At 38.2% G+C, this 26,819-nt stretch carries 28 protein-coding genes and 1 tRNA gene; 19 read left to right on the top strand and 10 right to left on the bottom strand.

The window, feature by feature from the left end; all coding sequences use genetic code 11:
* Positions 1 to 103 precede the first annotated feature (103 nt).
* The 14 genes from BMW42_RS10285 to BMW42_RS10220 all read left to right on the top strand — a co-directional run bounded on the left by BMW42_RS10285 (position 104) and on the right by BMW42_RS10220 (position 13,881).
* Entirely contained in the window at positions 104 to 1,381 is a 1,278-nt protein-coding gene (locus tag BMW42_RS10285; protein WP_228143117.1) for a glycosyltransferase family 4 protein, read from the top strand.
* A gap of 155 nt (positions 1,382 to 1,536) precedes the next feature.
* A complete protein-coding gene (locus tag BMW42_RS10280; protein ID WP_228143116.1) occupies positions 1,537 to 2,808 on the top strand; it encodes a glycosyltransferase family 4 protein in 1,272 nt (423 codons plus the stop codon).
* A 19-nt stretch (positions 2,809 to 2,827) separates the two neighbouring features.
* Complete coding sequence (locus tag BMW42_RS10275) at positions 2,828 to 3,379, top strand: phosphatase PAP2 family protein (RefSeq protein ID WP_035265627.1); 552 nt, start codon at positions 2,828 to 2,830, stop codon at positions 3,377 to 3,379.
* Positions 3,380 to 3,489: 110 nt separating this feature from the next.
* Positions 3,490 to 3,690 carry a Fe-S cluster assembly protein IscX gene (iscX, locus tag BMW42_RS10270; protein ID WP_035265625.1) on the top strand — a complete coding sequence of 67 codons (201 nt, stop codon included), beginning with the start codon at positions 3,490 to 3,492 and terminating at the stop codon, positions 3,688 to 3,690.
* 109 nt (positions 3,691 to 3,799) lie between these two features.
* Complete coding sequence (gene ndk / locus BMW42_RS10265) at positions 3,800 to 4,231, top strand: nucleoside-diphosphate kinase (RefSeq protein WP_035265623.1); 432 nt, start codon at positions 3,800 to 3,802, stop codon at positions 4,229 to 4,231.
* A 122-nt stretch (positions 4,232 to 4,353) separates the two neighbouring features.
* Positions 4,354 to 5,589 (top strand): 23S rRNA (adenine(2503)-C(2))-methyltransferase RlmN, encoded by a 1,236-nt coding sequence (gene rlmN / locus BMW42_RS10260; RefSeq protein WP_035265621.1) that lies wholly within the window; start codon positions 4,354 to 4,356, stop codon positions 5,587 to 5,589.
* 56 nt (positions 5,590 to 5,645) lie between these two features.
* Complete coding sequence (gene pilW, locus BMW42_RS10255; RefSeq protein WP_092767635.1) at positions 5,646 to 6,446, top strand: type IV pilus biogenesis/stability protein PilW; 801 nt, start codon at positions 5,646 to 5,648, stop codon at positions 6,444 to 6,446.
* Positions 6,437 to 7,237 carry a helix-turn-helix domain-containing protein gene (locus BMW42_RS10250; RefSeq protein ID WP_092767633.1) on the top strand — a complete coding sequence of 267 codons (801 nt, stop codon included), beginning with the start codon at positions 6,437 to 6,439 and terminating at the stop codon, positions 7,235 to 7,237. The genes pilW and BMW42_RS10250 overlap by 10 nt, the downstream gene beginning before the upstream one ends.
* Positions 7,238 to 7,255: 18 nt before the next feature.
* The gene (gene ispG, locus BMW42_RS10245; protein WP_092767631.1) at positions 7,256 to 8,377 is read left to right on the top strand and encodes a flavodoxin-dependent (E)-4-hydroxy-3-methylbut-2-enyl-diphosphate synthase; all 1,122 of its coding nucleotides are present in this window, start codon (positions 7,256 to 7,258) and stop codon (positions 8,375 to 8,377) included.
* Between the two features lie 3 nt (positions 8,378 to 8,380).
* The gene (hisS, locus tag BMW42_RS10240; RefSeq protein WP_092767629.1) at positions 8,381 to 9,676 is read left to right on the top strand and encodes a histidine--tRNA ligase; all 1,296 of its coding nucleotides are present in this window, start codon (positions 8,381 to 8,383) and stop codon (positions 9,674 to 9,676) included.
* 29 nt (positions 9,677 to 9,705) lie between these two features.
* Complete coding sequence (locus BMW42_RS10235) at positions 9,706 to 10,407, top strand: YfgM family protein (protein ID WP_092767627.1); 702 nt, start codon at positions 9,706 to 9,708, stop codon at positions 10,405 to 10,407.
* Positions 10,407 to 11,555, top strand: coding sequence for an outer membrane protein assembly factor BamB (bamB, locus tag BMW42_RS10230; protein WP_092767625.1), 1,149 nt, complete (start codon positions 10,407 to 10,409; stop codon positions 11,553 to 11,555). The genes BMW42_RS10235 and bamB overlap by 1 nt, the downstream gene beginning before the upstream one ends.
* Positions 11,556 to 11,725: 170 nt before the next feature.
* Complete coding sequence (gene der, locus BMW42_RS10225) at positions 11,726 to 13,138, top strand: ribosome biogenesis GTPase Der (protein ID WP_035265604.1); 1,413 nt, start codon at positions 11,726 to 11,728, stop codon at positions 13,136 to 13,138.
* A gap of 98 nt (positions 13,139 to 13,236) precedes the next feature.
* Positions 13,237 to 13,881: a 4'-phosphopantetheinyl transferase family protein gene (locus BMW42_RS10220; protein WP_092767623.1), complete on the top strand. Its 645-nt coding sequence runs from the start codon at positions 13,237 to 13,239 to the stop codon at positions 13,879 to 13,881.
* 39 nt (positions 13,882 to 13,920) lie between these two features.
* On the opposite strand, the gene secF is transcribed toward BMW42_RS10220, so the two are convergent.
* The 7 genes from secF to queA all read right to left on the bottom strand — a co-directional run bounded on the left by secF (position 13,921) and on the right by queA (position 21,380).
* On the bottom strand, positions 13,921 to 14,898 hold the full coding sequence (gene secF / locus BMW42_RS10215; RefSeq protein ID WP_171260714.1) for a protein translocase subunit SecF: 978 nt from the start codon (positions 14,896 to 14,898) through the stop codon (positions 13,921 to 13,923).
* Positions 14,899 to 14,905: 7 nt separating this feature from the next.
* Positions 14,906 to 16,807 carry a protein translocase subunit SecD gene (gene secD / locus BMW42_RS10210; protein ID WP_092767620.1) on the bottom strand — a complete coding sequence of 634 codons (1,902 nt, stop codon included), beginning with the start codon at positions 16,805 to 16,807 and terminating at the stop codon, positions 14,906 to 14,908.
* Positions 16,808 to 16,860: 53 nt separating this feature from the next.
* Positions 16,861 to 17,190, bottom strand: a complete 330-nt coding sequence (yajC, locus tag BMW42_RS10205; protein ID WP_035265599.1) for a preprotein translocase subunit YajC — start codon at positions 17,188 to 17,190, stop codon at positions 16,861 to 16,863.
* A 97-nt stretch (positions 17,191 to 17,287) separates the two neighbouring features.
* Positions 17,288 to 18,418, bottom strand: a complete 1,131-nt coding sequence (tgt, locus tag BMW42_RS10200) for a tRNA guanosine(34) transglycosylase Tgt (RefSeq protein WP_035265598.1) — start codon at positions 18,416 to 18,418, stop codon at positions 17,288 to 17,290.
* Positions 18,419 to 18,703: 285 nt separating this feature from the next.
* Positions 18,704 to 19,273, bottom strand: a complete 570-nt coding sequence (locus BMW42_RS10195) for a LemA family protein (protein ID WP_228143115.1) — start codon at positions 19,271 to 19,273, stop codon at positions 18,704 to 18,706.
* A gap of 24 nt (positions 19,274 to 19,297) precedes the next feature.
* The gene (locus BMW42_RS10190) at positions 19,298 to 20,332 is read right to left on the bottom strand and encodes a hypothetical protein (RefSeq protein WP_092767616.1); all 1,035 of its coding nucleotides are present in this window, start codon (positions 20,330 to 20,332) and stop codon (positions 19,298 to 19,300) included.
* A gap of 10 nt (positions 20,333 to 20,342) precedes the next feature.
* A complete protein-coding gene (queA, locus tag BMW42_RS10185; protein WP_092767614.1) occupies positions 20,343 to 21,380 on the bottom strand; it encodes a tRNA preQ1(34) S-adenosylmethionine ribosyltransferase-isomerase QueA in 1,038 nt (345 codons plus the stop codon).
* 182 nt (positions 21,381 to 21,562) lie between these two features.
* Between queA and BMW42_RS10180 the strand changes: the two genes are divergently transcribed.
* The 5 genes from BMW42_RS10180 to BMW42_RS10160 all read left to right on the top strand — a co-directional run bounded on the left by BMW42_RS10180 (position 21,563) and on the right by BMW42_RS10160 (position 24,882).
* Positions 21,563 to 21,649 (top strand) — tRNA-Leu (locus BMW42_RS10180).
* 157 nt (positions 21,650 to 21,806) lie between these two features.
* Positions 21,807 to 23,135 carry a tyrosine-type recombinase/integrase gene (locus tag BMW42_RS10175; protein ID WP_092767612.1) on the top strand — a complete coding sequence of 443 codons (1,329 nt, stop codon included), beginning with the start codon at positions 21,807 to 21,809 and terminating at the stop codon, positions 23,133 to 23,135.
* Positions 23,113 to 23,445 carry a hypothetical protein gene (locus BMW42_RS10170; RefSeq protein WP_092767610.1) on the top strand — a complete coding sequence of 111 codons (333 nt, stop codon included), beginning with the start codon at positions 23,113 to 23,115 and terminating at the stop codon, positions 23,443 to 23,445. Before BMW42_RS10175 ends, BMW42_RS10170 begins: the two co-directional genes overlap by 23 nt.
* 228 nt (positions 23,446 to 23,673) lie before the next feature.
* Entirely contained in the window at positions 23,674 to 24,621 is a 948-nt protein-coding gene (locus BMW42_RS10165) for a phage/plasmid replication protein, II/X family (protein ID WP_092767607.1), read from the top strand.
* A gap of 15 nt (positions 24,622 to 24,636) precedes the next feature.
* Positions 24,637 to 24,882 (top strand): helix-turn-helix transcriptional regulator, encoded by a 246-nt coding sequence (locus BMW42_RS10160; protein WP_058951644.1) that lies wholly within the window; start codon positions 24,637 to 24,639, stop codon positions 24,880 to 24,882.
* 62 nt (positions 24,883 to 24,944) lie between these two features.
* Here BMW42_RS10160 and BMW42_RS10155 read toward each other — a convergent pair whose 3' ends face one another.
* From BMW42_RS10155 to BMW42_RS10145, 3 genes are all read right to left on the bottom strand, one after another.
* Positions 24,945 to 25,616, bottom strand: coding sequence for a hypothetical protein (locus tag BMW42_RS10155; protein WP_092767605.1), 672 nt, complete (start codon positions 25,614 to 25,616; stop codon positions 24,945 to 24,947).
* Between the two features lie 83 nt (positions 25,617 to 25,699).
* Positions 25,700 to 26,389 carry a hypothetical protein gene (locus tag BMW42_RS10150; RefSeq protein WP_092767664.1) on the bottom strand — a complete coding sequence of 230 codons (690 nt, stop codon included), beginning with the start codon at positions 26,387 to 26,389 and terminating at the stop codon, positions 25,700 to 25,702.
* Positions 26,376 to 26,816: a hypothetical protein gene (locus BMW42_RS10145; RefSeq protein ID WP_058951646.1), complete on the bottom strand. Its 441-nt coding sequence runs from the start codon at positions 26,814 to 26,816 to the stop codon at positions 26,376 to 26,378. Before BMW42_RS10145 ends, BMW42_RS10150 begins: the two co-directional genes overlap by 14 nt.
* Positions 26,817 to 26,819: the final 3 nt, after the last annotated feature.

The following is a 26,819-nucleotide window of genomic DNA, read 5'->3' as shown; positions in this document are numbered from 1 at the left end:
GAAAATCTGAATGAGCCTTATGACAAGGCTGTCATGAAACCATCATCATATTGACATTATGTTCTTATAAATTTTAGGCATAGCATGAATAAAAGGTGTGATGATGGCACTCCTAAATTTACAAGTAACACAACAAAAAAAATTATTTGAATTATTGGACATTAAAAAAAATCCGTCATTTGAGGATTTTATTCTTCTTCCTGATGCTGATCAGCCTAAACGACATCCTCAATTAAAAATTGCCATTGTGACTGAGACATGGTCACCAGAGATTAATGGTGTTGCAAACTCACTGATGAATTTATGTCTGGGTTTGCAGAAGCGAGGTCATCAAATTTTGTTGATTCGTCCCCAACCCAAAGTGAAATGTAAACGGTTTAAACCTGATGCAGAGTGTTGGGTGCATGCTCAGGCGATTCCGAAATATCCCACCTTACAGTTCGGTTGGCCACAGTTTTCTAAAATCTCAAAAGCGGTTGAGGTATTTCAGCCAGATATTGTGCATATTGTGACAGAGGGGCCATTGGGATTTGCGAGTCTAATGGTAGCTAAGTCTCAGAATATTCCTGTTTCAAGTGGTTTTCACTCTGCCTTTCAAGAGTTTAGTCGATACTTTGATTTTCCTTTTCTCGTTAAACCTATCTCAAAATATTTAACATGGTTTCACAATAAGACAGACGTGACTTGTGTGCCAAGTTTAGATACACAGCATGCTTTAAAACAAATGGGAGTAAGCGGTGAGTTAAGGGTGGTGGGGAGAGGTGTTGATACCCAATTATTTAATCCGAATAAAAGATCGAAGTTATCGAGAGAGCAATGGACTGCAAATGAGCATACACGAGTGCTGATTTCCGTTGGTCGGTTGTCACCTGAAAAGGAAGTAGACCTTATTATTCGGACTTTTTTGAAAATGAAAGGTGAGGTTGAACATTATACTAAATTGGTCATTGTCGGAGATGGACCAGATCGAGTAAGGCTTGAAGCCCTTGCGAATCATCACCCTGATATTATTTTTATGGGAAGTTTGACTGGCGAAGACTTGGCTTGTGCATATGCCAGTGCAGATGTGTTTATCTTTCCAAGTCAAGTTGAAACCTTTGGAAATGTCGCGCTTGAAGCATTGGCAAGTGGCTTGCCTGTGGTGGCTTATGATTATGCATGTGCCAAACTGCATGTTGTGCACAATGAAACGGGATGGCTGATCCCTCTCGGTGATCTAGATATGTTCGAACGAGCAATGACAGCAACATTGAATCAACCCGATTTAAAAATAATGGGTGAGAAAGCGCATCTTGCAGTTGCTGCAACAGGATGGTTGAAACCTGTTATTGATTTTGAGCAAGCGTTATTTTTTGCTGTGCATCGTACTTTATTTCACTAAATTATTTTGAATTCGTAGTTTCTTGTCGCGTGTTTGAGGGTGGTCGGTGAATCAGTCATCTATTCTAATTATGACAAGTATTTAATGAAATCATCATCATAATGAAATGATCCATCTCTAAAGTAAAAGTATGAAAAAAATACAAAAGAGGTGTGATGATGGGAATCATGGACACTGTATTGCCTAGATCGACAACGCAATATGATCACCAGAGGCTAAAATTTAAAAATCAAAACTCCGATCGGGATGTATCGGTGCTTGAGCAATTGGGGCGATCTAGATTAAAAATAGCTGTCGTTACGGAGACATGGCCACCAGAGCTGAATGGTGTTTCATTGTCTTTACTACAGATTTGCAAAGGTCTACAGAAGCTTGGTCACAAAATTCTATTGGTACGACCTTCACAAAAACAAATATGTTCGGAATTTTCTCCGAACCGTGAGTGTTTGGTGAATGGTCAAACCATTCCGAAATATGCCCATATGCAATTTGGCTGGCCACAGTATGGCAAAGTGGCTAAAGCATTTGATGAATTTCAACCAGATTTGGTGCATATCGTGACGGAAGGACCATTAGGTTTAGCGGTACTTCAGCTCTCAAAAAACAAAAAGATTCCTGTGAGTAGTGGTTTTCATTCTGCTTTTCATGACTTTAGTCGGTTTTATGATCTTGCTTTTATGGTCAAGCCGATTCAGCACTATCTCAAATGGTTTCATAACAATACGCAATTGACCTGTGTGCCAAGTCAGGACTCGGCTGATGCGATACGTAGCTTTGGTGTTACATGTCAAGTTGAAGTGATTAAAACTGGGGTGGATGTTGAAAAGTTTTCACCTACTTTTCGAAGTGTGCAACTCAGACGACAATGGGATGCTTGTGAAAATACAACTGTGCTACTTTATGTTGGTCGTGTTTCACCTGAAAAAGAGATTCAGGTGTTAATTGATGCCTATTTAAAACTTAAAACACAAACAACGCGCAGATTTAAGTTGGTTATTGTGGGGGATGGGCCTGATTATTCGCGTTTGGTTCGTCAAAGCAAGCATACCGATATCATCTTTACTGGAAGCTTAAGTGGTACAAATCTTGCTGAATCATTTGCAAGCGCAGATGTATTTGTTTTTGCCAGTCAAGTAGAGACTTTTGGCAATGTCGTGCTGGAAGCGATGGCGAGTGCATTGCCTGTCGTTGCTTATGATTATGCTTGTGCTAAGCAGTATTTAGATGCGGAAACAGCATGGTTAGCACCTTTGGGTGAGCCTGCAACCTTGGTTCAATATATTGTTAATCTGCCCCAGAACAAACGCTTGCATGCAATGGGGATGCAAGCAATGAAAAAAGTACAACAAGTCGGATGGCAACATCCAGTTCAACAACTCGAACATGCATTTTATCGTGTCGTGCAGCAGAAAACGCTCACGGCCTGAACGATAGGAGTAGAGTGAAATGAATTTTAAAAATACCAAAATAAAAATACTCGATCTTGATCTAAGAGGATGTCTCTATTTCAATAATCTATCGCATACACAAAGTATTGCGCTCATATTTAAAATTATTAGTCGGCTCGGAGATGGAGTTTTTTGGTACATGATGGTGGCGTTGGTGTGGCTACTGCAAGGACCGCAATACACTATTCAAATTTTATATATTGTTGTGGCTGCTTCGTTAGGTACGCTGATTTATAAAATTTTAAAAACAAAAACAGTACGTCCACGACCATACCAAGTTCACCAAGTTATTCATATTGGTGAAAGACCACTAGATCATTTTAGTTTTCCTTCTGGTCATACATTGCATGCAGTAATGGCAACAATCGTATTGGGTTATGTAGAGCCTGTCTTGCTGGTGATGATGATGCCATTTACCATTTTGGTTGCGTTGTCGCGCATGGTATTGGGATTGCATTATCCAACTGATGTTTTAGTCGGTGCCTTGATTGGGGCGACGGTTGCTAGTGGTATTATCTTGGCTGCTCCAGCATTGAATATCATATTGTGAGGGAGGTTGATTGCATGATAAGGCGTACAAAAGCAATATAATTGTACGTCTTGATTTGCTTTTTGCTAAAATTAAGCCATGCATTCACCAAAGATGATTTAGGAATAAGTATGGGTTTACGTTGGACAGACACCCTTGATATCGCAATTGAACTGTATGAAGCCCATCCAGATGTAGATCCACAATGGATCCGTTTTACTGATCTTCATGCATGGGTTTGTGCGCTTCCAGAGTTCGAAGATGATCCAAACAAATCAACAGAAGGATTGTTAGAAGCAATTCAAATGGCTTGGATTGACGAAGCTCGATAATTCATCGATCGAAAAAAACCATTTTTTTACACGCGAAAAGCAGATAATCGCGCATTATTCGGTATAATGCGCCAAAATTTTCATGTCAATTTGACTAAAGGAGCCAATCATGGCTATTGAACGTACTTTATCTATCGTTAAACCAGATGCAGTTGCTAAAAACCACATCGGTGACATTTTTGCTCGTTTCGAAAAAGCTGGTCTTAAAATCGTTGCGACTAAAATGAAACATTTAACTCAAGCTGAAGCTGAAGGCTTCTATGCTGAGCACAAAGAACGTGGTTTCTTTGCTGACCTCGTTGCGTTCATGACTTCTGGTCCAGTTGTTGTATCAGTTCTTGAAGGTGAAAACGCAGTTCTTGCTCACCGTGACATCCTTGGCGCTACTAACCCTAAAGAAGCTGCTCCAGGTACAATTCGCGCTGACTTCGCTGTAAGCATCGACGAAAATGCTGCTCACGGTTCTGACTCTGTAGCATCTGCTGATCGTGAAGTTAACTACTTCTTCGCTCAAACTGAGATCGCTCCACGTACTCGTTAATTCGCAGTATTCAAACCAGATAAGTGCTATACTGCTTATCTGGTTTTTTTATTTCTGAAAGATTTTATTGCTTGAAAATTGAGCATGTTCTTTTATCCCACATTATGGTTTAGGTAATACTCATGAATTCTGAAGTTGTCGCTTCATCCGTCAATTTAGATGAACAACAGCCCACTACTGTTCAAGTACAGCAGGCTGATACTGTACAGAAAGTGAATTTACTTGGCCTGTCACGTCCGCAAATGGAAAAATTCTTTGAGGATATGGGGGAGAAAAAGTTCCGTGCGGGTCAGGTGATGAAATGGATTCATCAGTTCTTCGTTACTGATTTTGCTGAAATGACTAATATTTCAGGGAAATTACGTGAAAAACTTGAAAAGATTTGTGAAATTAAAGCACCAGAAGTCGTGCATAAAAACTATTCTAAAGATGGAACACGTAAGTGGGTATTCCGTGTAGGTGATGGTGCGGGTTCTTTGGTTGAAACAGTACTGATTCCTGCTGAGGATAAAACGGGTTCGCGTAAAACCTTATGTATTTCATCACAAGTCGGTTGTGCTTTGGACTGTTCGTTCTGTTCAACCGGAAAACAAGGTTTCCAACGCGATTTAACTCAGGCTGAAATTATTGGTCAGTTGTGGATGGCGAACTATTCCTATATGGAAGATGTGCCTGTTGCTGAACGTGAGCGCTCTGTGACCAACGTGGTAATGATGGGTATGGGCGAACCATTATTGAACTATGATGCTGTGCTTAACTCAATGCGTATCATGCTTGATGATTTCGCCTATGGAATGTCTAAACGCCGTGTCACATTGTCAACGTCAGGGGTTGTGCCGAAGATAGATCAATTGGCTCAAGACATTGATGTTGCGCTTGCAATTTCATTGCATGCAACCAATGATGAGTTACGTAACGAATTAGTGCCGATTAATAAAAAATATCCGTTAGAACAACTCATTGCAGCGTGTCAGCGTTATATCACTAAAGATGGTAATGAAAGTGCACGTAAGCATGTCACGATTGAATATGTCATGTTAGACGGGGTCAACGATCATCCTGAACATGCACAGCAGATGATTAAGTTGTTGAAAAATTTACCAAGTAAAATTAACTTGATTCCATTTAATCCATTCCCACATGCACCATACGGGCGTTCGAGCCGAAATCGCATCATTTCTTTCCAAAAAACTTTGTCTGATGCTGGTTTTGTGTGTACGATTCGTCAGACACGTGGGGATGATATTGACGCAGCTTGTGGTCAATTGGTTGGTCAAGTGGCTGACCGTACTCGTCGTGCAGAACAATGGAAGAAAAAAGTGCTAGAACGTAATGAAATTATGCGTTCACAAGGCTAGTTGTATCATTTAGATGTGAATGATTAAAAAGAGGGAGGCATCATTTGAGCAAGCCGATGTATAAAAAAATAGTCATGACGATGACAGTCGCTTTATCTGGATTGCTTTTCTTTGGATGCCAAACTACCAGTGGCGATGCGAGCAAAAAGGATCCTGAGAAATCAGTGAAAGTTCGTACCCAAATGGCGGCTGAATATATTCGGAATGGGAATTTAGATGCTGCCAAACGTGTGCTTGATCAGGCATTAGAGGTTAATTCGCGCGATTCAACTGCAAATATGATGATGGGGGTGTTGCTTCAGCAAGAAGGAAGTGACATCAACATGCAACGTGCAGATCATTATTTTTCTCGTGCTATTTCAATTGATCCTAAAAATGCGCAAGCACGTAACAACTATGGTACGTATTTGTATCAAGTGAAACGATATAATGATGCTGTTAAACAGCTTTCAATTGCAGGCGCAACGCTTGGATATGACCAACGTCATCGTGCATTAGAAAACCTTGGACGGATTTATCTCATTCTAGGGGATATACCGAATGCTGAAAAAACGTTCAAACAAGCACTGCAAGTCAATCGTGACTCGACTGTTTCAATGATAGAGTTAGCAGAGATATTTTATCTGCAAAAGAATAATATTGCCGCGCGTCAGCTATATGAGCAATTTGTACTCAAAGTTGGCCAGCAAAATCAAGGTGCGAGAGCACTCTGGATTGGTTTACGTATCGCACGTGCCAATGGTGATAGAACGGGAATGTATGTGCTGGTGAATCAGTTGCGTACTTTATTTCCAAATAGTCAAGAATTTCAACGTTATTTGCAATTACAGTTCAATACTGAGGCCGTATGGAAGTAAATCCTAATTCACAGCAACCTACTGGTTCAAACGTAGCACCTAATGCTTTAGGAAATATTCAACGCCCTGGCGAGTATTTGCGTCAAATCCGTATTTCTCAACAACGTGATCTGGTCAAAGTTGCTGGTGATTTGAAAATGCCAGTAAAAACGCTTGAAGCGTTAGAGCAAGACGAATACAAATCCTTGCCAGAAGCGACTTTCATTAAGGGATATTATCGTTCGTATGCGAAGTATCTCAAAGTTGATGCCTCTGCTTTGATTCAACGTTTTGATGAAATCTATCAAAATGATACAGGTTTACTGCCAAATCATGCTTTGAACAATTCTCCAATTAAAATTATGGGGAAACTTCCTGGCTCGAAAAGCGTACGTAATCGCAAGTGGATTAAACGCATCGTGATTGCGTTAATTATTTTGGGCGCGGCTTGGCTATTAATCTCCGCAATCCAAAAATGGGCGGCTAAAGGTGATTCGTTAAACACTGATACGAATCAATCCAACAATGTCCAAATTCTGACCTTAAACAATGGTACAGGCACGACTGAAGCAGTATCAGGCGATACGATGAATCTCAGTTTTAGCCGCCCTACATCAGTACACATTGTGGACAGTACGGGTAAAGTTTTAGCAACTGGACGCCAATCAACTGCGATTAGTTTGAATGGACAGTCTCCATTCCAAATTCGATTAGATGATGCTCAAGCCGTTTCATTAAGTTTAAATAATGAAAATATTTCATTGTCACCATATACCGTAAACGGAAAAGCTGAATTCCGTTTATCACGTTAATGGGTTAAAGGTAAAACGATGATCGAGAATCCGATTCGACGCAAACCAACACGTAAAATTCGCGTAGGTTCTGTGTATGTGGGTGGCGATGCGCCAATCAGTATTCAAAGCATGACCAATACTGAAACTTGTGATGTAGCTGCAACAGTTGCACAAATTCAACGTTGTGTGGATGCTGGCGCAGATATTATGCGTGTGTCTGTACCGAGTATGGAAGCCGCTGCTGCTTTTGGAGAAATCCGTAAACAAGTGCAAGTTCCACTCGTTGCCGATATCCATTTTGACTATAAAATTGCTTTGGCTGTTGCAGATTTGGGTGCAGATTGTCTGCGTATCAACCCAGGGAATATCGGTTCAGAAGCAAAAATTCGCGAAGTGGTTGCTGCGGCTCGTCACAACGATATTTCAATGCGAATTGGTGTCAATGCAGGCTCTCTCGAAAAAGATATTCAAAAGAAATATGGGGAGCCAACAGGTCAAGCTTTGCTTGAGTCAGCAATGCGTCATATTGATATTTTAGATCGTTTGGATTTCCAAGAGTTTAAAGTGTCAGTGAAAGCATCGAATGTCTTTTTGACGATGGATGCTTATCGCTTGTTGTCACAACAAATTGACAACCCGTTACATTTAGGAGTGACTGAAGCTGGAATTTACCGTACTGGTTCGGTGAAGTCGGCAATTGCACTGGGCGGATTGTTAATGGAAGGCATTGGCGACACCATGCGAATTTCATTGGCAGCGGAACCTGAGGAAGAAATCAAAATTGGTTTTGATATTCTTAAATCTTTGGGCTTACGTTCAAATGGTATTAACTTTATTGCTTGCCCAAGTTGTTCACGTCAAGAATTTAATGTCATCAAAGTGATGCAAATGCTTGAAGAGCGTTTGGAAGATGTACGTACTCCAATGGATGTTTCTGTCATCGGGTGTAAAGTCAACGGTCCTGGTGAAGCTAAAGAAGCTGATATTGGTGTAGTGGGTGCAAGTCCACGTTCACTGGTGTATCGTAATGGTGAAAAGAGTCATTTAATTGACACAAATCAATTAGTTGACGAAATCGAAAATATGGTTCGTCAACGTGTTAACGAGCTTGAAAAAGCTAAATCAAAAGAGATTATTCGCACAGGTTTTTCTGAGTAGATCATGAGTTCAATCGTCGCAATCAAAGGTTTTAATGACATTCTCCCAACGCAAACCCCAGCTTGGAGACGTCTTGAACAGCATCTGTCTGGTTTGATGGATGCCTATGGCTATCAACAAATTCGTTTGCCGATGGTTGAACAGACAAACTTGTTCAAGCGTTCTATTGGTGATGCAACGGATATCGTTGAAAAAGAGATGTATACGTTCTTAGATAAAGGTAATCCTCCTGAGTCTTTGACCTTACGTCCTGAAGGTACTGCGGGTTGTGTACGTGCTATGCTCGAACATAATTTGCTTCGTGGTGCGACACCGCGTGTTTGGTATATTGGACCGATGTTCCGTTATGAAAAACCGCAAAAAGGTCGTTACCGTCAATTCCATCAATTTGGTGTGGAAACGTTTGGTGTTGCAACTCCTGATCAAGATGCTGAACTGATTTTGATGACTGCGCGTCTGTGGAAACGGATGGGTGTTGCGGACAAAGTTCAATTAGAGCTCAATACTTTAGGTGAGTCAGATGAGCGTGCAGCTTATCGCGCAGCCTTGGTTCAGTTTTTAGAATCACATAAGTCAGATTTAGATGAAGATTCGCAGCGTCGTTTAACGACGAATCCACTGCGTATTTTGGACTCTAAAGATGCAAAAACTCAAAGCATTTTAGAAAATGCGCCTAAACTTCATGACTTTATGGGTGAAGAGACGCTGGCACATTTCCAACAATTACAGCAATATCTAACCGATGCAGGTATTTCATTTGTCATTAACCAAAAGTTGGTTCGTGGGTTGGATTACTATAATAAAACTGTATTTGAATGGACGACGACACATCTGGGTTCACAGGGTACGGTTTGTGCTGGTGGTCGTTATGATGGTTTAGTGGGTCAGTTAAAAGGTAAACCAGATCAATCGGTTCCTGCGGTTGGTTTTGCAATGGGTATTGAGCGTTTATTGCTTCTTTTAGAACAAGTAGAAGACAATATACCAGTACGTGATTGTGAAGTATTTTTACTTGCAGATCCTGCGACGCAAGGTAAAGCTTTAGTTTTGGCTGAGCAAATTCGAGATCAACTTGAAGCTGCAAGTAGTTCAGTGCGTCTGAAAGTTGGCTCTCAAGGCTCGATGAAAAGTCAAATGAAAAAAGCGGATCAGTCCGGTGCAATTTATGCCTTAATCTTTGGTGAGCGTGAAGCTGAGGCGCAACAACTTTCAGTCAAAGAGTTGGCTACAGCAGAGCAGACACAAGTAGCGGTCAATGACATTGTGCCGTTCATCATTGATAAACTATCTTCAAAATAAATTTAAGAACATAAGGAAAGGGCGATCATATGAGCGCAATGACTGACGAAGAACAACTGCATACAGCAAAGTCGTTTTTTAAGAAATATGGATCGGCGTTGATTACGCTGATTCTTCTTGCCCTGATCGCCTTTTTCGGATGGGAATATTGGAAGAAGAAAAACGTAGCAGAAGATCAAATACAGACTGCTAAAGTACAGCTCTTAGTTGATGAAGCGAAAGCTGCAACAACTGATCCTAAAGTAGCGACTGCTTTGGATGGAACTGCTGAAAAAATTGTAAAAGAAAATCCTGATTCGATTCATGCGGTTCAAACGCAATTTGTAATGGCAAAATTGGCTTATGATCAAGAGAATTATGCCAAAGCTGAACGTGAATTGAAAAAAATTGAAAATGCTCAAATCAAAGATGAAGGTTTACAACACATCATTAAGCTTCGTTTAGCAGATGCTCAATTGGCACAAAAGAAATATGATGAGGCTTTAAAAGCATTGTCTGGTTTGACTTTGCCCGCTTTCAAAACAACTGTAGATGAAGCACGTGGCGATATTTATATTGCTAAGAATGATATTGAAAATGCGAAAAAAGCTTATCAGAGCGCGTGGGATAACTTAATTGCAACTAAACAAGAACGCCAAATCTTACAAATTAAACTCGAAAGTGTTGGCATATTAGTAGAAGATCCTGAAATTGAGCGCCCAATTTTAGATATACAAACGGATGAGTCTTAATGGATAGAAAGTATAAAATTTCTTTTGTTCTAGCGACATTGTCGTGTGCACTAATGGCGTGTACAAGCAATACGGTGAAAGAAGAAAAGGTGAAACCTAATCCGTTGCCTAAAATTCAGCAATCAGTGAGCTTAGCACCTATTTTTTCACATAACGTTTCAGCGACGGATGCTGCTGATCCATTGCGTTTGAGAATGGCGAATGATCAAGGTGTTTTATACTTTTTAGATCCTAAGGGACAGGTTTCTGCATATCAAGGTAAGCAGCGTGTCTGGGAAAAACAAGTTACCAAGCTTGGTTTAAGTTCAGGTGTTGAAGCGGCCAATGGGTTAGTGATCGTCGGCAACAAGAAAGGTCAACTGTTTGCTCTCGATCAAAAAACGGGTGATATCCGTTGGACGGCGCAATTAAGTGGTGCAATTTTGAGTGCGGCGCTTATTCAGACTGGTCGAGTGATCGTTGTTGCAAATGACGGTACGGTGTTTGGTCTGGATGAAAAAACAGGTCAACAAGTGTGGACCTATCGTATGCCAAACGAACAATTGAGCTTACGCGGTCAAGCTTCACCTGTGCGCTTAGACCCACGAACAGTGTTAGTGGCCTCGTCAAATGCATACGTGTACGCAATTGATAGTCTCACTGGAACTTTGCGTATGCAAAGACGTGTGGCAGTCAGCGATGGTCGTTCTGATATACAGCGTTTAGTTGATGTGGATGCAGATCCAATCGTTGCAGGACAATTGGTTGTAACCACCAGCTATCAAGGCCAAGTCACTGTACTAGATCTAGTTTCGCAACGTGTGATTTGGAGTGAAGATGCAAGCAGTATTAATCGTGCTGAAGTTGCAGGTCGCCAAGTCTTCGTCACGCAAACAGATGGTAAAATTGTATCGTTTGATCTGGTGACGGGTCAGCCGTTATGGACTAATGATCAATTGCTTAACCGTCAATTAAGCAACCCCGTAATGTTAGGTCAGTATTTGGTGGTAGGTGATTATGAGGGGGTACTCCACCTTGTAGATCCTAAAAATGGTCAACTTGTTGGTCGTGAAAAAACGCGTGGTGAAGTACGTTCGTTACGTGTAGTAAACAATCAGCTTTACTCAGTGACACGTACAGGCGCACTTACAATTTGGCAGAATCGTTAATTTTTTCTCTGCTTATGGTAAACTAGTCGCTGAATACATATTTTAAGTTCGGGGTGTTGAATTGTCAGACCCCGACATTTTTATTTTTAAGTAGATGATTCGTCTAACTTCTTCCACAGTTTCTGATGTTCAGGCCAATTGAGTTGGCTGATCTTGTTAAAGGTTAATCTATGAAACCCGTTATTGCGCTCATTGGTCGTCCGAACGTCGGAAAATCAACGCTGTTTAACCAGATTACCAAAAGTCGTGACGCGCTTGTTGCAGACTTTGCCGGTCTTACTCGTGACCGTAAATATGGTGATGCAGTATACCAAAATAAATCATTTATCGTTGTAGATACTGGCGGTATCGGTGAAAACGAAGGTGGGATCGACTCTTACATGGCAGAGCAGTCTAAAACTGCGATTCATGAAGCAGATATGATTATCTTTGTTGTCGATGCGCGTGCAGGTCTTCTAGCATCTGATGAACAGATTGCGCGTGAGTTACGTACACTCGGTAAAAAAGTATTTTTAGTTGCCAACAAAGTTGATGGTGTTCATGCAGAGGCAGCATTGGTTGAGTTCTTTAAGTTGGGTATGGGTGAACCGATGCAAGTGGCTGCAAGCCATGGGCGTGGTGTTCAACAAATGCTCGAAGAAGTACTTGAAGATGTACCAGAAGATGACCTAAGTGAACAGCGTGATGAAGATACTGGGCTCCGTCTAGCGATTATCGGTCGTCCGAACGTAGGTAAGTCAACATTAGTTAATCGCCTGTTAGGTGAAGAACGTGTCGTTGCTTTTGACCAGCCTGGTACTACACGTGACTCAATTTACATCCCATTTGAGCGTGATGGTCGAAAATATACGCTCATTGACACTGCTGGTGTTCGTCGTAAAGGCAAAGTGGATGAAATGATTGAGAAATTCTCAATCGTAAAGACTTTACAAGCAATGAAAGATGCCAACGTTGTTGTTGTTGTTGTTGATGCGCGTGAAGGTATTGTTGAGCAAGACTTGCATTTGATTGGATATGCGATTGAAGCTGGTCGTGCGATGGTGATTGCGATCAATAAATGGGACAATATGTCAGAATATGATCGCAAACAATGTAAATTGGATGTTGAGCGTCGTTTTGACTTTATTCCATGGGCAAAAATCCATTTAATTTCTGCTTTGCATGGTACAGGTGTGGGTGAGCTTTATCCTTCAATCCACCGTGCATATGAATCTTCACGTTTGAAAGTATCTCCAGCGAAAATCACTGAGATCTTAAAAGATGCGACAGACGCGCATCATCCACCTAAAGTTCAAGGCCGTGCAATTAAAATGCGTTATGCGCATATCGGTGGTCAAAACCCGCCTACGATTGTGATTCACGGTAATAAAGTTGATAAAACCCCAGCTGACTATCGTCGTTACTTAGAAAACGTGTTCCGTAAAGTGTATAAACTAGAGGGTACACCTGTAAAAATTGAATTTAAAACTTCAGAGAACCCATTTGAAGGTCGTAAATCTCAAATTGACGAGCGTACTGCGGCACGTAAACGTCGTTATGTACAGAAGTTTAAGAAAGCCGAGAAGAAGTTCAAACGCGGTTAATCAATTGTAAATTTAGTCCAGAAAGCCCAAATGTGAAGTTTGGGCTTTTTTTATCATGCGCATAAATTAAGATAAATGGAATCACTGAGAACGTTATTATGACCCGTCATATTCAAATTGATATTTCTAAAATTTCTTCTTTTTTTCAAGTTCCTGAAAATCTAACACGTACTGAAGAAATCAGTCTTAGAAAAAAAATGATTCACCAATATCGTAACTGCTTACTAGGAAGTAAATTAAATAAAACAATAAAAAATGAGGATATTGACCAAACGAAAGATGGAAAACCTTTTTTGAAAAAAATCTCAAACTTTGAGTTTAACCATAGTCATAGTCAACATTATTATGCTTTAGTTACATCACATCATATTCGAGATTTGGGTGTGGATATTGAGGAGCTGAATCGATCAATTCGATTCGAAGCTTTAGCCAAACATGCATTTCATCCACTGGAATATGCGATATGGGCAGAATTGGATTTTGATTCTCGCTATTGGTTTAAAGTCTGGACCATTAAGGAAGCAATTTTGAAGGCACATGGGATGGGAATCCGTATGAGCTTAAATGAGTTGAATACCAATGCCCATACCACACACATGGGTGGGGTTTGTGAGCATCCAGTCTTAGGGGTATTTGCTTATCAGAATTTTGAAATCATGGATTGTATGCTGACAGTCGCATGGCGAAGTGAATACTCTTGCCGTGGTTTTGCAATTCCTCAAATTCAAATCACTCAACATTAAAAAAGCCCATCATTTGATGGGCTTTTTTGTACTGAATGTTTATTGAGGAATTTCTTCTTCCTCTTCAAATTCAGGTTTTACTTGAACAATAAAGTCTTGGCGGTTCAGACCACGCCACAATGCAAATGCAGTACCGATATAAATCGAAGAATATGTTCCGACAAAAACACCGACAAACATTGCAATCGAGAACCATTTCAAACCATCACCGCCCATGATCATCATAGCAACGACCACAAGCAATAGCGTCATCGAAGTGTGGATGGTACGACGTAAGGTTTCAGTCAATGCAATATTGATGATCTCAAGAGGTTCTGCCCCACGAATTTTACGAAAGTTCTCACGAATACGATCCGAGACAACAATATTATCGTTTAATGAGAAACCAATAATCGCTAGAAGAGCAGCTAAAACGGTTAGGTCAAAAGGCCATTGCATGAGGGCGAAAATCCCAAGTGTTACCACAATATCGTGGAACAGAGAGAGTACGGCACCCATCGCCAACTTGAATTCGAAGCGAATCGTCACATAAATCAGCATGATAATCAGTGCCAAAGCCACAGCACCTGCTGATTTAATGTAAAGTTCGTTTCCGACTTGACCACCAACAACATCTACCTTAGGTACAGTCACGGTATTATTGTCTAGCTGAACTGCGGTGGTAATTGCTTTGGTTAGATCTTCCGCTTCAAGGTCTTCTTGTACGGGCATACGAACCATTAAATCTCGTTCAGAACCTAAGGTTTGAACAACAGCATCATTAAAACCCGCATCACTTAATGCTTGCGTCACTTCAGAGGGTTTTACAGGATTGGCATAATTCAATTCAGCTGCAACACCGCCAGTAAAGTCTAATCCTAAATTCAGACCTTTAGTCGCGATAAAGAAGATACTTGCAATAGTCAGGATGATTGAAAGCCAAGCTGCTGGCTTTGCAATCTTCATGAAAGGAATTACGCGTTCGTTGTCTGGACGGCCGTATTGTTTTGATTCGAGTTGAGTATTTTCAGTCATGATAGATCTCCTAAATGCTCAACTTTTTCAAGTTACGTTTTTTACCGTAAATGATCTGTACAATTGCACGCGTTACTGTAATCGCAGTAAACATCGAGCAAACAATACCAATCATCAGTGTCACGGCAAATCCTTTGATCGGACCAGTACCAATGGCAAAGAGAATAAATGCAACAAGGAATGTGGTTAAGTTCGAGTCAAAGATGGTGTTATAAGCTCGATCATAACCTGCAACAATCGCCTGTTTAGGCGATGCCCCCCATTTAAGTTCCTCGCGTATTCGCTCGCAAATCAGAACGTTTGCATCCACTGCCATACCGATGGTAATAACGATACCTGCAATACCTGGCAGCGTTAATGAAGCACCGATCCAAGACATAACCGTCAAGATCATGGCTAAGTTGAATACTAGAGCGAAGTTCGCAATGACACCGAATAAGCGGAAGAATACCACCATCCAAATTGCGACTAGGATAAATCCAATTTGAGTGGATAGTACGCCCTTATCGATGTTTTCTTGACCTAGGCTTGGACCGATAACACGTTCTTCAACAAAGTACATTGGTGCAGCGAGCGCACCTGCACGAAGCATTAAAGCTAGCTCAGCTGCTTCTTGAGGTGAATCTAAACCAGTAATACGGAACTGTGAACCCAGTACTGCTTGAATATTCGCTGCATTAATGACGACAGATTCAGTATATGGTGTGCGTACTTCAGTTTGTGCACCTGTTTCAGGATCTTCAACGTAACTGATACGTTGTTTATTCTCAATGAACAGTACCGCCATACGCTTACCAACAGCGCTACGAGTCGCATCTGACATTAACTTACCACCTGCATTATCAAGGGTAATGTTAACTTCTGCTGTACCACTATCTTGTCCAAAGCCTGAAGAAGCATTTTGTACACGCTCACCCGTCAGAATACGATTACGGTTAAGTAAAAGTTCACGACCACTGTCTAAAGACTCATAGGCGAATACTTCTGTCCCTGGAGGTAAGGGTTGACCATTATATTTCCCTGAATAAGGATCAATATATTGATCATTTAGATCAGATACCAAACGGAATTCTAAGTTTGCTGTACGACCTAAGATACGTTTTGCTTCAGCTGTGTCTTGGACACCTGGTAATTCAACCACGATACGGTTGCTACCTTGGGTTTGAACCAATGCTTCTGCAACACCAAGTTCATTAATACGATTACGAAGTGTTGTTAAGTTTTGATCTAACGCATACGACTGAATTTCTTGCTTTGTGGTATCTGTATAGGTTAAACGAAGACTGGCACCATTTTCAGTTGCAAGTGCTTGTTGAGTATATTTATTACCGTTACGACGAAGTTGATCCATCGCTGCTGCACGATCTTCATTGTTAGCAAATTGAACAGTGATCGCATTGTTATTTAGTGAAAGACTATTGAATTTGATCTTGTTCTCACGGAATTCGCGTCGCAAATCAGCAGCCGATGTTTCCATACGCTGCGCAATCGCTTTGTCCATATCCACCTCAAGGAGGAAGTGGACACCACCACGCAAATCAAGACCAAGTTTCATTGGTCGTGCACCGATTTTCTGTAACCATTCAGGTGTTGTTGGTGCGAGGTTTAATGCAACAACATAGTTTTCACCCAGACCTTCACGTAGGATATCTTTTGCTTTTAATTGGGCTTCAGAACTGTCTAAACGTAGAAGGGCAGCATTTTGAGTAAAGCTGTTATTGTGGGACTGGATATTGTTGCTTTTTAATAGTTGCTCTGCTTTTTGAATCACTGTGTCATCAATGACAGAACCAGCTTTTGCACCAGAAATTTGGACAGCTGGTTCATCAGGATACAAACTTGGCAGGGCATATAATGTACTCACGACTAGTACAACTAGAATGAGTAAATATTTCCATGCTGGGTAACGCATTCGCTTTCTTCTTAAAATGAAAAAAGTCGTGCAGCTGCACGACTATTTTATAATTAAAGGTTATTTAGTGTGCCTTCAGGTAATACTGAAATCACGCTTGCACGCTGAATTTTAACTTCGTTGCCACGGTTTAATTCAACCACAGCGAAATCACCTTCGAGTTTAGTAATACGGCCCATTAAACCGCCTGCAAAAACGATTTCGCTGCCAACGCCTAAGCTCTCAACCAAAGTGCGATGTTCTTTCGCACGTTTTGCTTGAGGACGCCAAATTAAGAAGTAGAAAATTGCAATGAATACTGCAATCATCAATAAGTTAGCAACTAAGCTTGGTTGTTGTGCAGCTTCACCAGCTGCGTGTGCAGTCGAAATAAAAAGGCTCATTTCATTTTCCTAAACTAAAAATATCAAAAAAGATGATAAAAAATCGGCTTGTTCAGCAATTTACATTGTCTTTTTGCTCAGCGCAAATACTGATGTATTAATCTTGCGGACAAGGGGGTACTTCAAGCCCACGGCGTGCATAAAAATCGTGAACAAAATCATCAAATGTTCCGTTATCTAATGCATCACGCATCATTTCTGCTAAACGCAAGTAATAACGAAGGTTATGAATTGTGCCAAGCATTGATGCAAGCATCTCACCACATTTTTCTAAATGGTATAGATACGAACGGGTAAAGTTGGTACAGGTGTAACAATCGCAATGCGGATCAAGTGGGCTTTGATCATGGCGGTATTTCGCATTTCGTATACGCACTAAACCGTCCGTAACAAAATAATGTCCATTACGTGCGTTACGAGTTGGCATTACACAGTCAAACATGTCTACACCACGACGAACAGCTTCAACGATGTCTTCTGGTTTGCCAACACCCATTAAATAACGTGGTTTATCCGCAGGCATTTGCTCTGGAAGATAATCAAGGACTTTGATCATCTCTTCTTTTGGCTCGCCTACAGAAAGACCGCCAATCGCATAACCATCAAAACCGATTTCTTTTAATCCATTTAGTGATTCTTGGCGGAGGTCTTCATACATGCCGCCTTGAATAATACCAAACAGAGCATTGCGGTTTTTTAACACATCATGATGTTGAGTCTTACAACGTTTTGCCCAACGCAATGAAAGTTGTAGAGATTTCTGAGCTTCTTCGTGAGTCGCTGGATAGGGTGTACATTCATCAAAAATCATCACGATATCTGAATTCAATGTATGTTGAATATCCATCGAAATTTCAGGAGAAAGAAAGACTTTAGAGCCATCAATTGGAGAGCGGAATGTTACGCCGTCTTCTTTGATACTACGCATTGCGCCTAAGCTAAATACTTGGAAGCCACCAGAGTCAGTCAAAATTGGTTTATTCCATTTCATAAAACCATGTAGACCACCGTGCTCACGAATGACATCTAGGCCAGGGCGTAGATATAAATGAAAGGTATTCCCTAAAATGACCTGTGATTTAATTTCTTCAATATCACGTGGGAGCATGCCTTTAACAGTGCCGTAAGTTCCGACAGGCATAAACATCGGTGTTTCAACGACACCATGTTCCAAGGTTAAGCGTCCGCGTCGAGCGCGACCAGACTGACCTAATTTTTCAAACTTCATAAATTGTCCAAATCGAGGCGAAAAAACAGTTCGCTGATTGATAGCGATAAAGCACTCTATTTTCCTAGATTCGCGCAGTTTATGCTAGAAAAATTACATTATTCTTAACGACTTGGATTTTTGTTTATGAAAAATTACAAGAGATTCATGATCTTGCTAAACAATGAAGATATCTGCTTATTTTTCGCCCAGCTATACAGTTTTTAGCGTATCTTAATATGAATAAATCGTAATGGATAAACAACGTGATTCTCTAAGATATTGCCACTTTTTAAGGTGGAATCCTTATTTGAAATTAGGGCGATAATCAAAATTTTGTTGAGCTTGATGATCTGTAAATGGGCGAATAGGTTTCTTTGCGAGGCTGATACTGTTGATTAAGTTATTTGGAAAAATTTGAATCAAGTTATTAAACTCTTCGACATTTCGATTGAATATTGAAATTGCAGCGCTGACATTTTCATTTTGCTCTTGAATGTCATGCATCATTTGGTTGTAAAGCTGATCAGCTTTGAGATCTGGATAATTCTCAACAACCACATTTAAACTTTTAATTAACGACTGACTTAGCGCTTCAATATGCTGAAGCTGAGCTACATCAGTAGATTGTGTATTGAGATTTAGGATTTGTTGGCGTAAGGCTGTGATATTTTCTAGTGTTGATTTTTCAAACTCAGTGTATTGAGATAAATTTTGCTCAAGATGCTCTAATGTTTTAATTTTCTGACGTTCAAAATTTGCGACATCTGACCAAGCACGCTGAGAAGCATTCAAATATCGAACGATATTATTTCGAACCCATATTCCCCAAACAATAATCAAAACAAAGATGGAAAGAAAAATGAATAAGCCCACACGCATTACCTAATATGATCGTTATTATGCAACTAAGTTTAGCATGCTCTGTTTGAGTTGTTGATAATTTGGCATGGTTAATGTTCTTAAGTAACCGCGCAAAGCGGATATATTTTTAATGTCTTTGATTTCAAGCTTGTGCGTGACTTCAAATAAATCGCGCTCTCCCAAATAGCACATGATTTGGTCATGAGGGTGGAAAATTAAGTCGCCCTGGTGAAGTCGATAAAATTCAATCAGTTTGAGTGTGGTTGATGGCGTCATGATCTTTGCGAGTTGTAAGCGATCTGTACCGTAAATCTGAACTTTTTTACGTAGCTCTAAATCGCTGCTCTCCCAGTGCTCTGTATATGGTGCTGTGAACCCTTTCTTTCTACTGGTTGTCGCTAATCCTAGTGGTGATATATCAAATACAAATACGCCCCAACGATGACGTTCAATTTTTTTTAATTTTTGTGGTGTTTTGTTTTGCTCAGGCAGATTGATTTCATCAATAAATCGGTAATGAAAAAGCATAACAGGAAAATCTTGATTTTGCGCGTTTTTCCACGTGGTGGAGGCAAACTTTAAAATATCATTGGCATGGTTACCTTGGTTAAACAAAGGAAATTTTTGCCTTAGCTGACTTATGATCAAGGTGTTATGTCTATTTGTTCCAAGGTGTGATGGCGTTGAATAAGCTTCTATACCGAATTTAAAACCAATCATTCGCTCTTCAAGAAATGAAATCACTTCATGAATAGGTTTATTTGGTTCATAAATTATATATGCAATCAGGATAAGTATCGCCGCTGAGCTATATGCCATCCATTTTAATGTGTCAAAAATAGGAAAGAGCGAAAAAACAATGAATATGATGGCAAGCGTAACTAAAAATTTAGGTATGCCATTGTGAAAAAAAAGTTGGGTATTCGAACCCCATGGATGTAATCCTTGCAGGATGTCATCATAATGTTGAGCAGAACGTCCAAGAGCCCAAAGCCGATCAACACTGGCCATAATTTGCTTGTTCTTTCGGGTGCGAAGGTGAAGCAGTTGCTGAACAGAATCAATCGGCATAGATCAGATCCTAATCTTTTGCTTGGTCAATCAACATTGCGTCACCATAACTAAAGAAACGATAGCGCTCTTTTACAGCATGTTGATACGCATTCAAAATATAATCACGATTGGACAGGGCTGAAACAAGCATTAATAATGTTGATTCTGGAAGGTGGAAGTTAGTAATCAAACGATCTACCACTTTAAATTCATAACCAGGATAAATAAAAATCTGAGTATCACCAGTCCAGCCCTTCAGTTGTCCACCATTGGCTTGAGCCGCGCTTTCTGTTGCGCGTGTTGCAGTCGTTCCGACGGCAATCACTTTATTGCCTCGATCTTTAGTCGCCTTAATCAATGCCATAGCTTCATCGCTGACTTGGCACCATTCACTGTGCATGATGTGATTTTCGATATCAGTGGTGCGTACTGGTAAGAAGGTACCTGCACCCACATGTAAGGTGACAAATGTTTTGTTTACACCTTTATCTTCAAGTTTTTTTAATAGTTGTTCATCAAAATGTAGAGACGCCGTTGGAGCAGCAACGCTAGCAATTTTTGTAGGATCATTAAATACGGTTTGATAACGAACAGTATCAATATCTTCTGCTTCTCGGTTGAAGTAAGGTGGAATAGGCAATGCACCATACTGATCCAATACATCTAAGATTGGTTTGGAAAATTCCACCACATAGAGATTTTCATGGCGCCCTTGAACCGTAACTTTAACCTCATCTGATCCGACAAAAAGCTCAGCACCTGGTTTTGGTGAGTTACTTGCTTTGATATGGCAATGAGCAATAAATTGATCAAGCATTCTTTCAACCAGAACCTCAATCGCACCACCCGAAGCACGCTTACCTTTCAAGCGAGCTTTCATTACCTTAGTATCATTGAGAACTAATAAATCACCTTCATTAAACAGGTCTAAAATATCGGTAAATTGGTGATCGTCATATTGACCATCGGCTTTAAGATGAAGTAAGCGAGAAGCGCTTCGCTCTTCAAGAGGGTAACGGGCAATAAGTTCGTCTGGGAGTTCAAAGCTAAAATCAGAAAGTTGCATAAGAATAGAAAAATGGAATCAGCAAAAATTTTGGCATTAGTATATGCTTTTTTTGCCCAGTTCGAGTTGAGTTTGGTGGTTAAAAAAGCATAATGCATGCTATTGATTTAAAAATAGGCGCTTGAGTCAGGTTTTGCATTGACAAAGAAAAGAAAAACGATATTATACCGAACACAACCTTTCCCGAGGTGGTGAAATTGGTAGACGCGGCGGACTCAAAATCCGCTGTCAGAGATGACGTGTCGGTTCGAGTCCGACCCTCGGGACCATATCTTTTAAGATATATGGATTAATATAATAAAATATCTTTGTAAATCCTGCATTTATCTAAATTATCAATCGTTATATCACGTTATATTCCTTGATACACCTATGTCAAATGAGTACCTTAATGAGTACCTCATGTGTTAAAGGTATTCATTTGGAATGGCGAAAAAAGTTAAACCCATTACTGATACTAAATGTGCTTCTGCTAAACCTAGAGATAAAGAATATCCATTGCATGATGGTGACGGTCTAATTTTACTTGTTAGACCCTCTGGTACGAAAAGTTGGCAATTCAAATATAAAAATAAAATAGCCAATAAAGTGTCTAAAATGACGTTAGGAACCTATCCTGAACTAAGTTTATCTAAAGCTAGAGAATATCGTTCAGCTTACAGAACAATGCTTGCAGAAGGTTTAGATCCAAAAGAACAAAAGCATTTACAAAATCAGAAAAAAGATAATCAGCACACATTTAAGAAAATCACACTTGCTTGGTTAGAAGTTTATGCAAAGAAAGCTGAATTAGATGAAGAAACTAAGCATAAAAGACTAAGAAAATTTGAGATTCATGTTTTTCCAATCCTTCAAGATAAACTGATTGAAAAAATTACATTAAAAGAATTGATGAATCTTTTAAATAGAATCTATGAAAAGTCAGCAGATCATGCACAGAGAATCAGGGCAGACTTGATATCAATCTATGCATACGCACTACAGCATGGTTTTATCGAAACAAATATAGCTAGAGATTTGAAAGATACTTTAGATTTATCTGCTCCCAAAAAACATAGAGCTACTTTTAAATCACTAGATGAAATCCCAAACCTTATAAAAGGGATTGAGAAAGATACTGGACATTTTCTAACTAAGAGTTGTTTAAAACTAGTATTACATACATTTCTTCGTTCTTCTGAAGTTAGATACGCACGTTGGACTGAGATTGATTTTAAAAAGAAACAGTGGCGTGTACCTGCTAGAAGAGAATTAATTGAAGGGATTAAGTATTCGAATCGAGGGGCAAAATCAAGAAGAGAACATCTTGTGCCGTTATCTCCACAGGTGATAGAAATCTTAAAAGAAATTTATACTTATAGTGGTAACTGTAATCACGTTTTTCCAAGTGTAAATGACAAAAATAAATTTTTGAGTGGGGAAGCACCTAATAATGCTTTAAAGCGTATAGGATATGACAAAGAAGAGATTTGTTTACATGGTTTTAGGGCTTTAGCAAGATCTTCTTTAGCTGAAATGGGTTTGTTCCAAAGAGATGCTTTAGAAAAGCAAATGAGCCATCTAGAAAAGAATGATACTGTTGGAGCGTATACTCATATTGCAGAATACTTAGAAGAACGTAGAAAAATTATGAATGTATGGAGTAACTGGCTAACCTATATTGAAAATAATCCGTATATAACACCTCATGAATATGCGGATTTACTAAAATTGAAATCAAAAGAGAAAAAGAATGAAGCTCTTCTTAGCGAATAGTAGGGTTGTTAAGTGTTCAGTTAAAGATTTAATGGAATACCAAAATGTTGAATCAATTTTGGCTGAAGATATAAGTGAAAATAATGATGTTTTATCTTATGCGGTTGAGTACTGGGTGGGATTTGGTTTAATTTACCCTAAAATTGAAAATATTAATTTAGATGATTTAAGTCAAATAATTCCAAAAGTGTTTTTGTTAAAAAATAATGATAATAATATAAAATATTTTAAAAATTTTGGTCATGTGTTATTTGACTTCAAGGAGTATGAAAAAGAAGTGTTTTTACTGAAAAACTATGGCTCTTACTGACTTATAGAATGCTTAAAAGTTGACATTTAAAATAAATTATTGTATAATATATCTCATATATTTAATATTAATACTACGTTTGTAGCATAATAAAAAAAATAAATATATATTTCGAATTTTCTTAAATTAATTTTATCTTAAATTTTTCGTGTAAAAATAATGCACGGGGGTATTTCTTTTCCTAAAATAATTTAAAAATTAATAATAAAAAAAATAATAGGAGACATTATGAATAAAAATAAAAAAAGTTTTGATGTTGATTGGATAGATGTTGTTGTTGTTGTAGATGTAGATCACAATCCTTTAGAGCTATCGGAAGGTGGATATATTTTCTTTGATAAAAATCAGAATATTGAACAAGAAAAAATATTATATAAATCTAAAATGATTGAATCTCAAACTAGACAGACAATTAAAGTTAAATCTAAAGGTTCAAAATTAAGAATCTCAGGTAACTTATATAAATGGTTAAATGGACAAAATGTAGATGGCAGTCACTCTGTAGTCAATTTAGTAACTGATACAATCTTAGTGCTTAAAAAAATGAATTTAATTTCACCTACTAATGCGCAGTTAAATGAAATAAAAAAAGGTAAATTTGAACTTTATTGTGTTCATATTAAATTTGATCTGATTTTTGATGATAAAGAAATTTCTATCAAGTATTTAAATAATATTAAAAATGGTGGTCGGTATCCTTATAGAAAGAAAACACTATATCAAAATGGTGTTTATTTTGGACAAAATTCTAAGCATTGGGTTTTAGGTTTTTATCATAAAGGAAATGAGTTAAGTTCTAATAAAAGAAAAAACTTAATAAGTAAAGAGCTAGCCTTATTAGCGAATCGCATGATTAGAAAAGAAATAAAGATTTACTCAAGAAAGTTAAAAGAGTTGAATTTAAAATTTGGATATAATTGGTTTGATATTAATTATTTGGAAAAATTATTTTATAATGAATTCAATAAATTGGAAATGCCTGATTTTAGACGTACAGCACAAGTTTCCACAATTAAAAATAAAGCTGACCAGAAATTTTATAACTTTGTTCTTGATGGAACGGTTCTAGATTTTTATTCAAGAACTACAATTCATCGAAAGAGAAAAGATTTTTTAGAAAAATATAATCTAGAAATTGATACATTAATAAATAAGGCAATTGCTAATAAAAAATAATAGGGGAAAAATATAATGTTATTAAATAATGAAAATAATAATTTAAATCACGTTTGGGTTCCAAAATTCCGACTAACTGCAAAAGAAGTAAGTTCAATGCTTGGCATCTGTAGAGATAAACTAAATAGATTACAGAAAGAAGATAAAAGCTTTCCTAAAGCTCTGAAATCTGGCATCAATAGACAGTCAGCCGTTTACTTTGATTATTTAGAGGTAATGAATTGGTACGAAAATTGGAAGAATAAAGTTAGATCATATTAAAAAATGGAATTTTACATTTTTTTAAAATATTTAAAGGTTTTTCTAAAATATTATCTAATGATTTAAACGTGTTTATATAGAGAAATCTTTAATAAGGCTTCTCTATATATATCTTCATTATCTGTGAAATTATTTATAAGGGTTTGGATTTGAGCATATTGGTTATCAAATGTTTCTTGTAATTTATTATCATAAATTTTTTCATAGATAATTTTTTCATTATCATCAGTACAGCAAGCCATCTTAGCTAAGTTTATTAAGTCTATGAGTGCCTCTACACTTTTTAATAGTTTCATAAACTTATCAGTGAGATTTTTATCATTAAAAATATAATTAAGTTTTGTAAAGCTTTCTGATAAATCATCGTAATAAGAAGTAATAAGATGTTCTACCTTCTTTACAGATTCATCAATTTCTTTCGTTTCATGCATAGCATAAATTGCAATAATTACACTTGTAAAATTTGAACGGAAATTTTGGGACTTAGTGTATATATCAGAACTAATACTATGTGAAAGCTCGTATCTTTTTTGCTCTTTCCAACTATTAAATGTATAGAGGAGGGCAATAGTAGCAAATAAAGTAGCAGACCATGAAAGAAGGTCTACGGCAAGACTCTGATAGTCATGGTTAGGAATAAACTTAATAAGTAAGTGATATATAGCGATACATACGGCTATTAATGCTAAATAAATTACGGTAAGTGTTGTAGCAAAATTTGTAGATTTAGACATTTTTTAAGACTCTATACACAATTGCCACACCACTCCACAGCTGAATGACATCATCTATATATTAATATGTACAAATGTAAAGTTTACTTGCTTGGACCAATACTTGCACTTTCATATACGCTACGTCTTTCTGCATATTTTTTTGCATCTTTTCCACTGCTATCTTCAGGTAGGTGATGAAGTGTAAGCGGCATGTGTCTTACGGAATAATCATTACCTGAAGTGGGATGCTTATGGTCAGTAATGCTATTCGTATTTTTCTGAGTACATTGATAGTGAGTCACATATGAAGATTCATGTTCTTGCACATAACTTATCCAGTCACTCATAAAATTATTTTCGTTAGTAAACCTACTATTTGGCTTAAGATAGATTAAAAGAGAGCCATTAACAGCATTGCCTTGCCCTTTACTATAACGGGTTAGTAGTTGCTTCAATCCGCCGTGGAGATATTCAAAATCTGTTTTTGTACTGTTGTTGACAATCTTGGCTTCACCTATCCATAAAAATGAACCTGATTGAACACTTAAATCCGCATTACCGTTTTTATCTGAATCAACTTGTACATTATAGAATCTCATTTTAAGTCCCATACCTATCATGGAGCTTATTTCTGTCTCAGATAATTTGAGGAATATTTCAGTACTGTCTAGACAAGATGAGTAGACTTCATCTATATCCATATATAAAACTTTTATCCAATCATCGTAATTAGTAATAGAATTTCTTAAGGCAAGCATAGTTGCATTGATAGGTAAACTATTGAGATTCAAAACTTTCTCCCAATAATTCATTAGATGCGACGAAATAAGGTTGAACTAGTTCTAAATATTCAGTTTTAGTAATAGTTTCACCACTTTGAGGGTGAATGAATATATTATTAATTAAGTTCTTTGAAAATAGCTCTGCGGAGTAAGGTTCCCAGTCATCATTTAATTCATTGTGATAATGAAACTTTTGATTGAAGAAATTAACTTGTTCATTAACTAATAGATAAACAGCATTACTGAAGTTTTCTAAATCATTTTCAGTTGCTTCTGAAACTTTAAATAAGAAAGAGAATAAAAATTCTTGATCTCCTAAATTATCTAAAGTCTCAACATAACTAATAATATTATGTGAATATTTTTTAATATTATCACTATCTTTAAATTTTAGAAGAGCAAGAAAGCTATCAACTCTCTGGATAAAATTCTTCATAAT

Origin of the sequence: Acinetobacter sp. DSM 11652, assembly GCF_900109815.1 — a bacterium.
Taxonomy (GTDB): domain Bacteria; phylum Pseudomonadota; class Gammaproteobacteria; order Pseudomonadales; family Moraxellaceae; genus Acinetobacter.
This window is presented reverse-complemented; position numbering and strand designations above follow the sequence as displayed.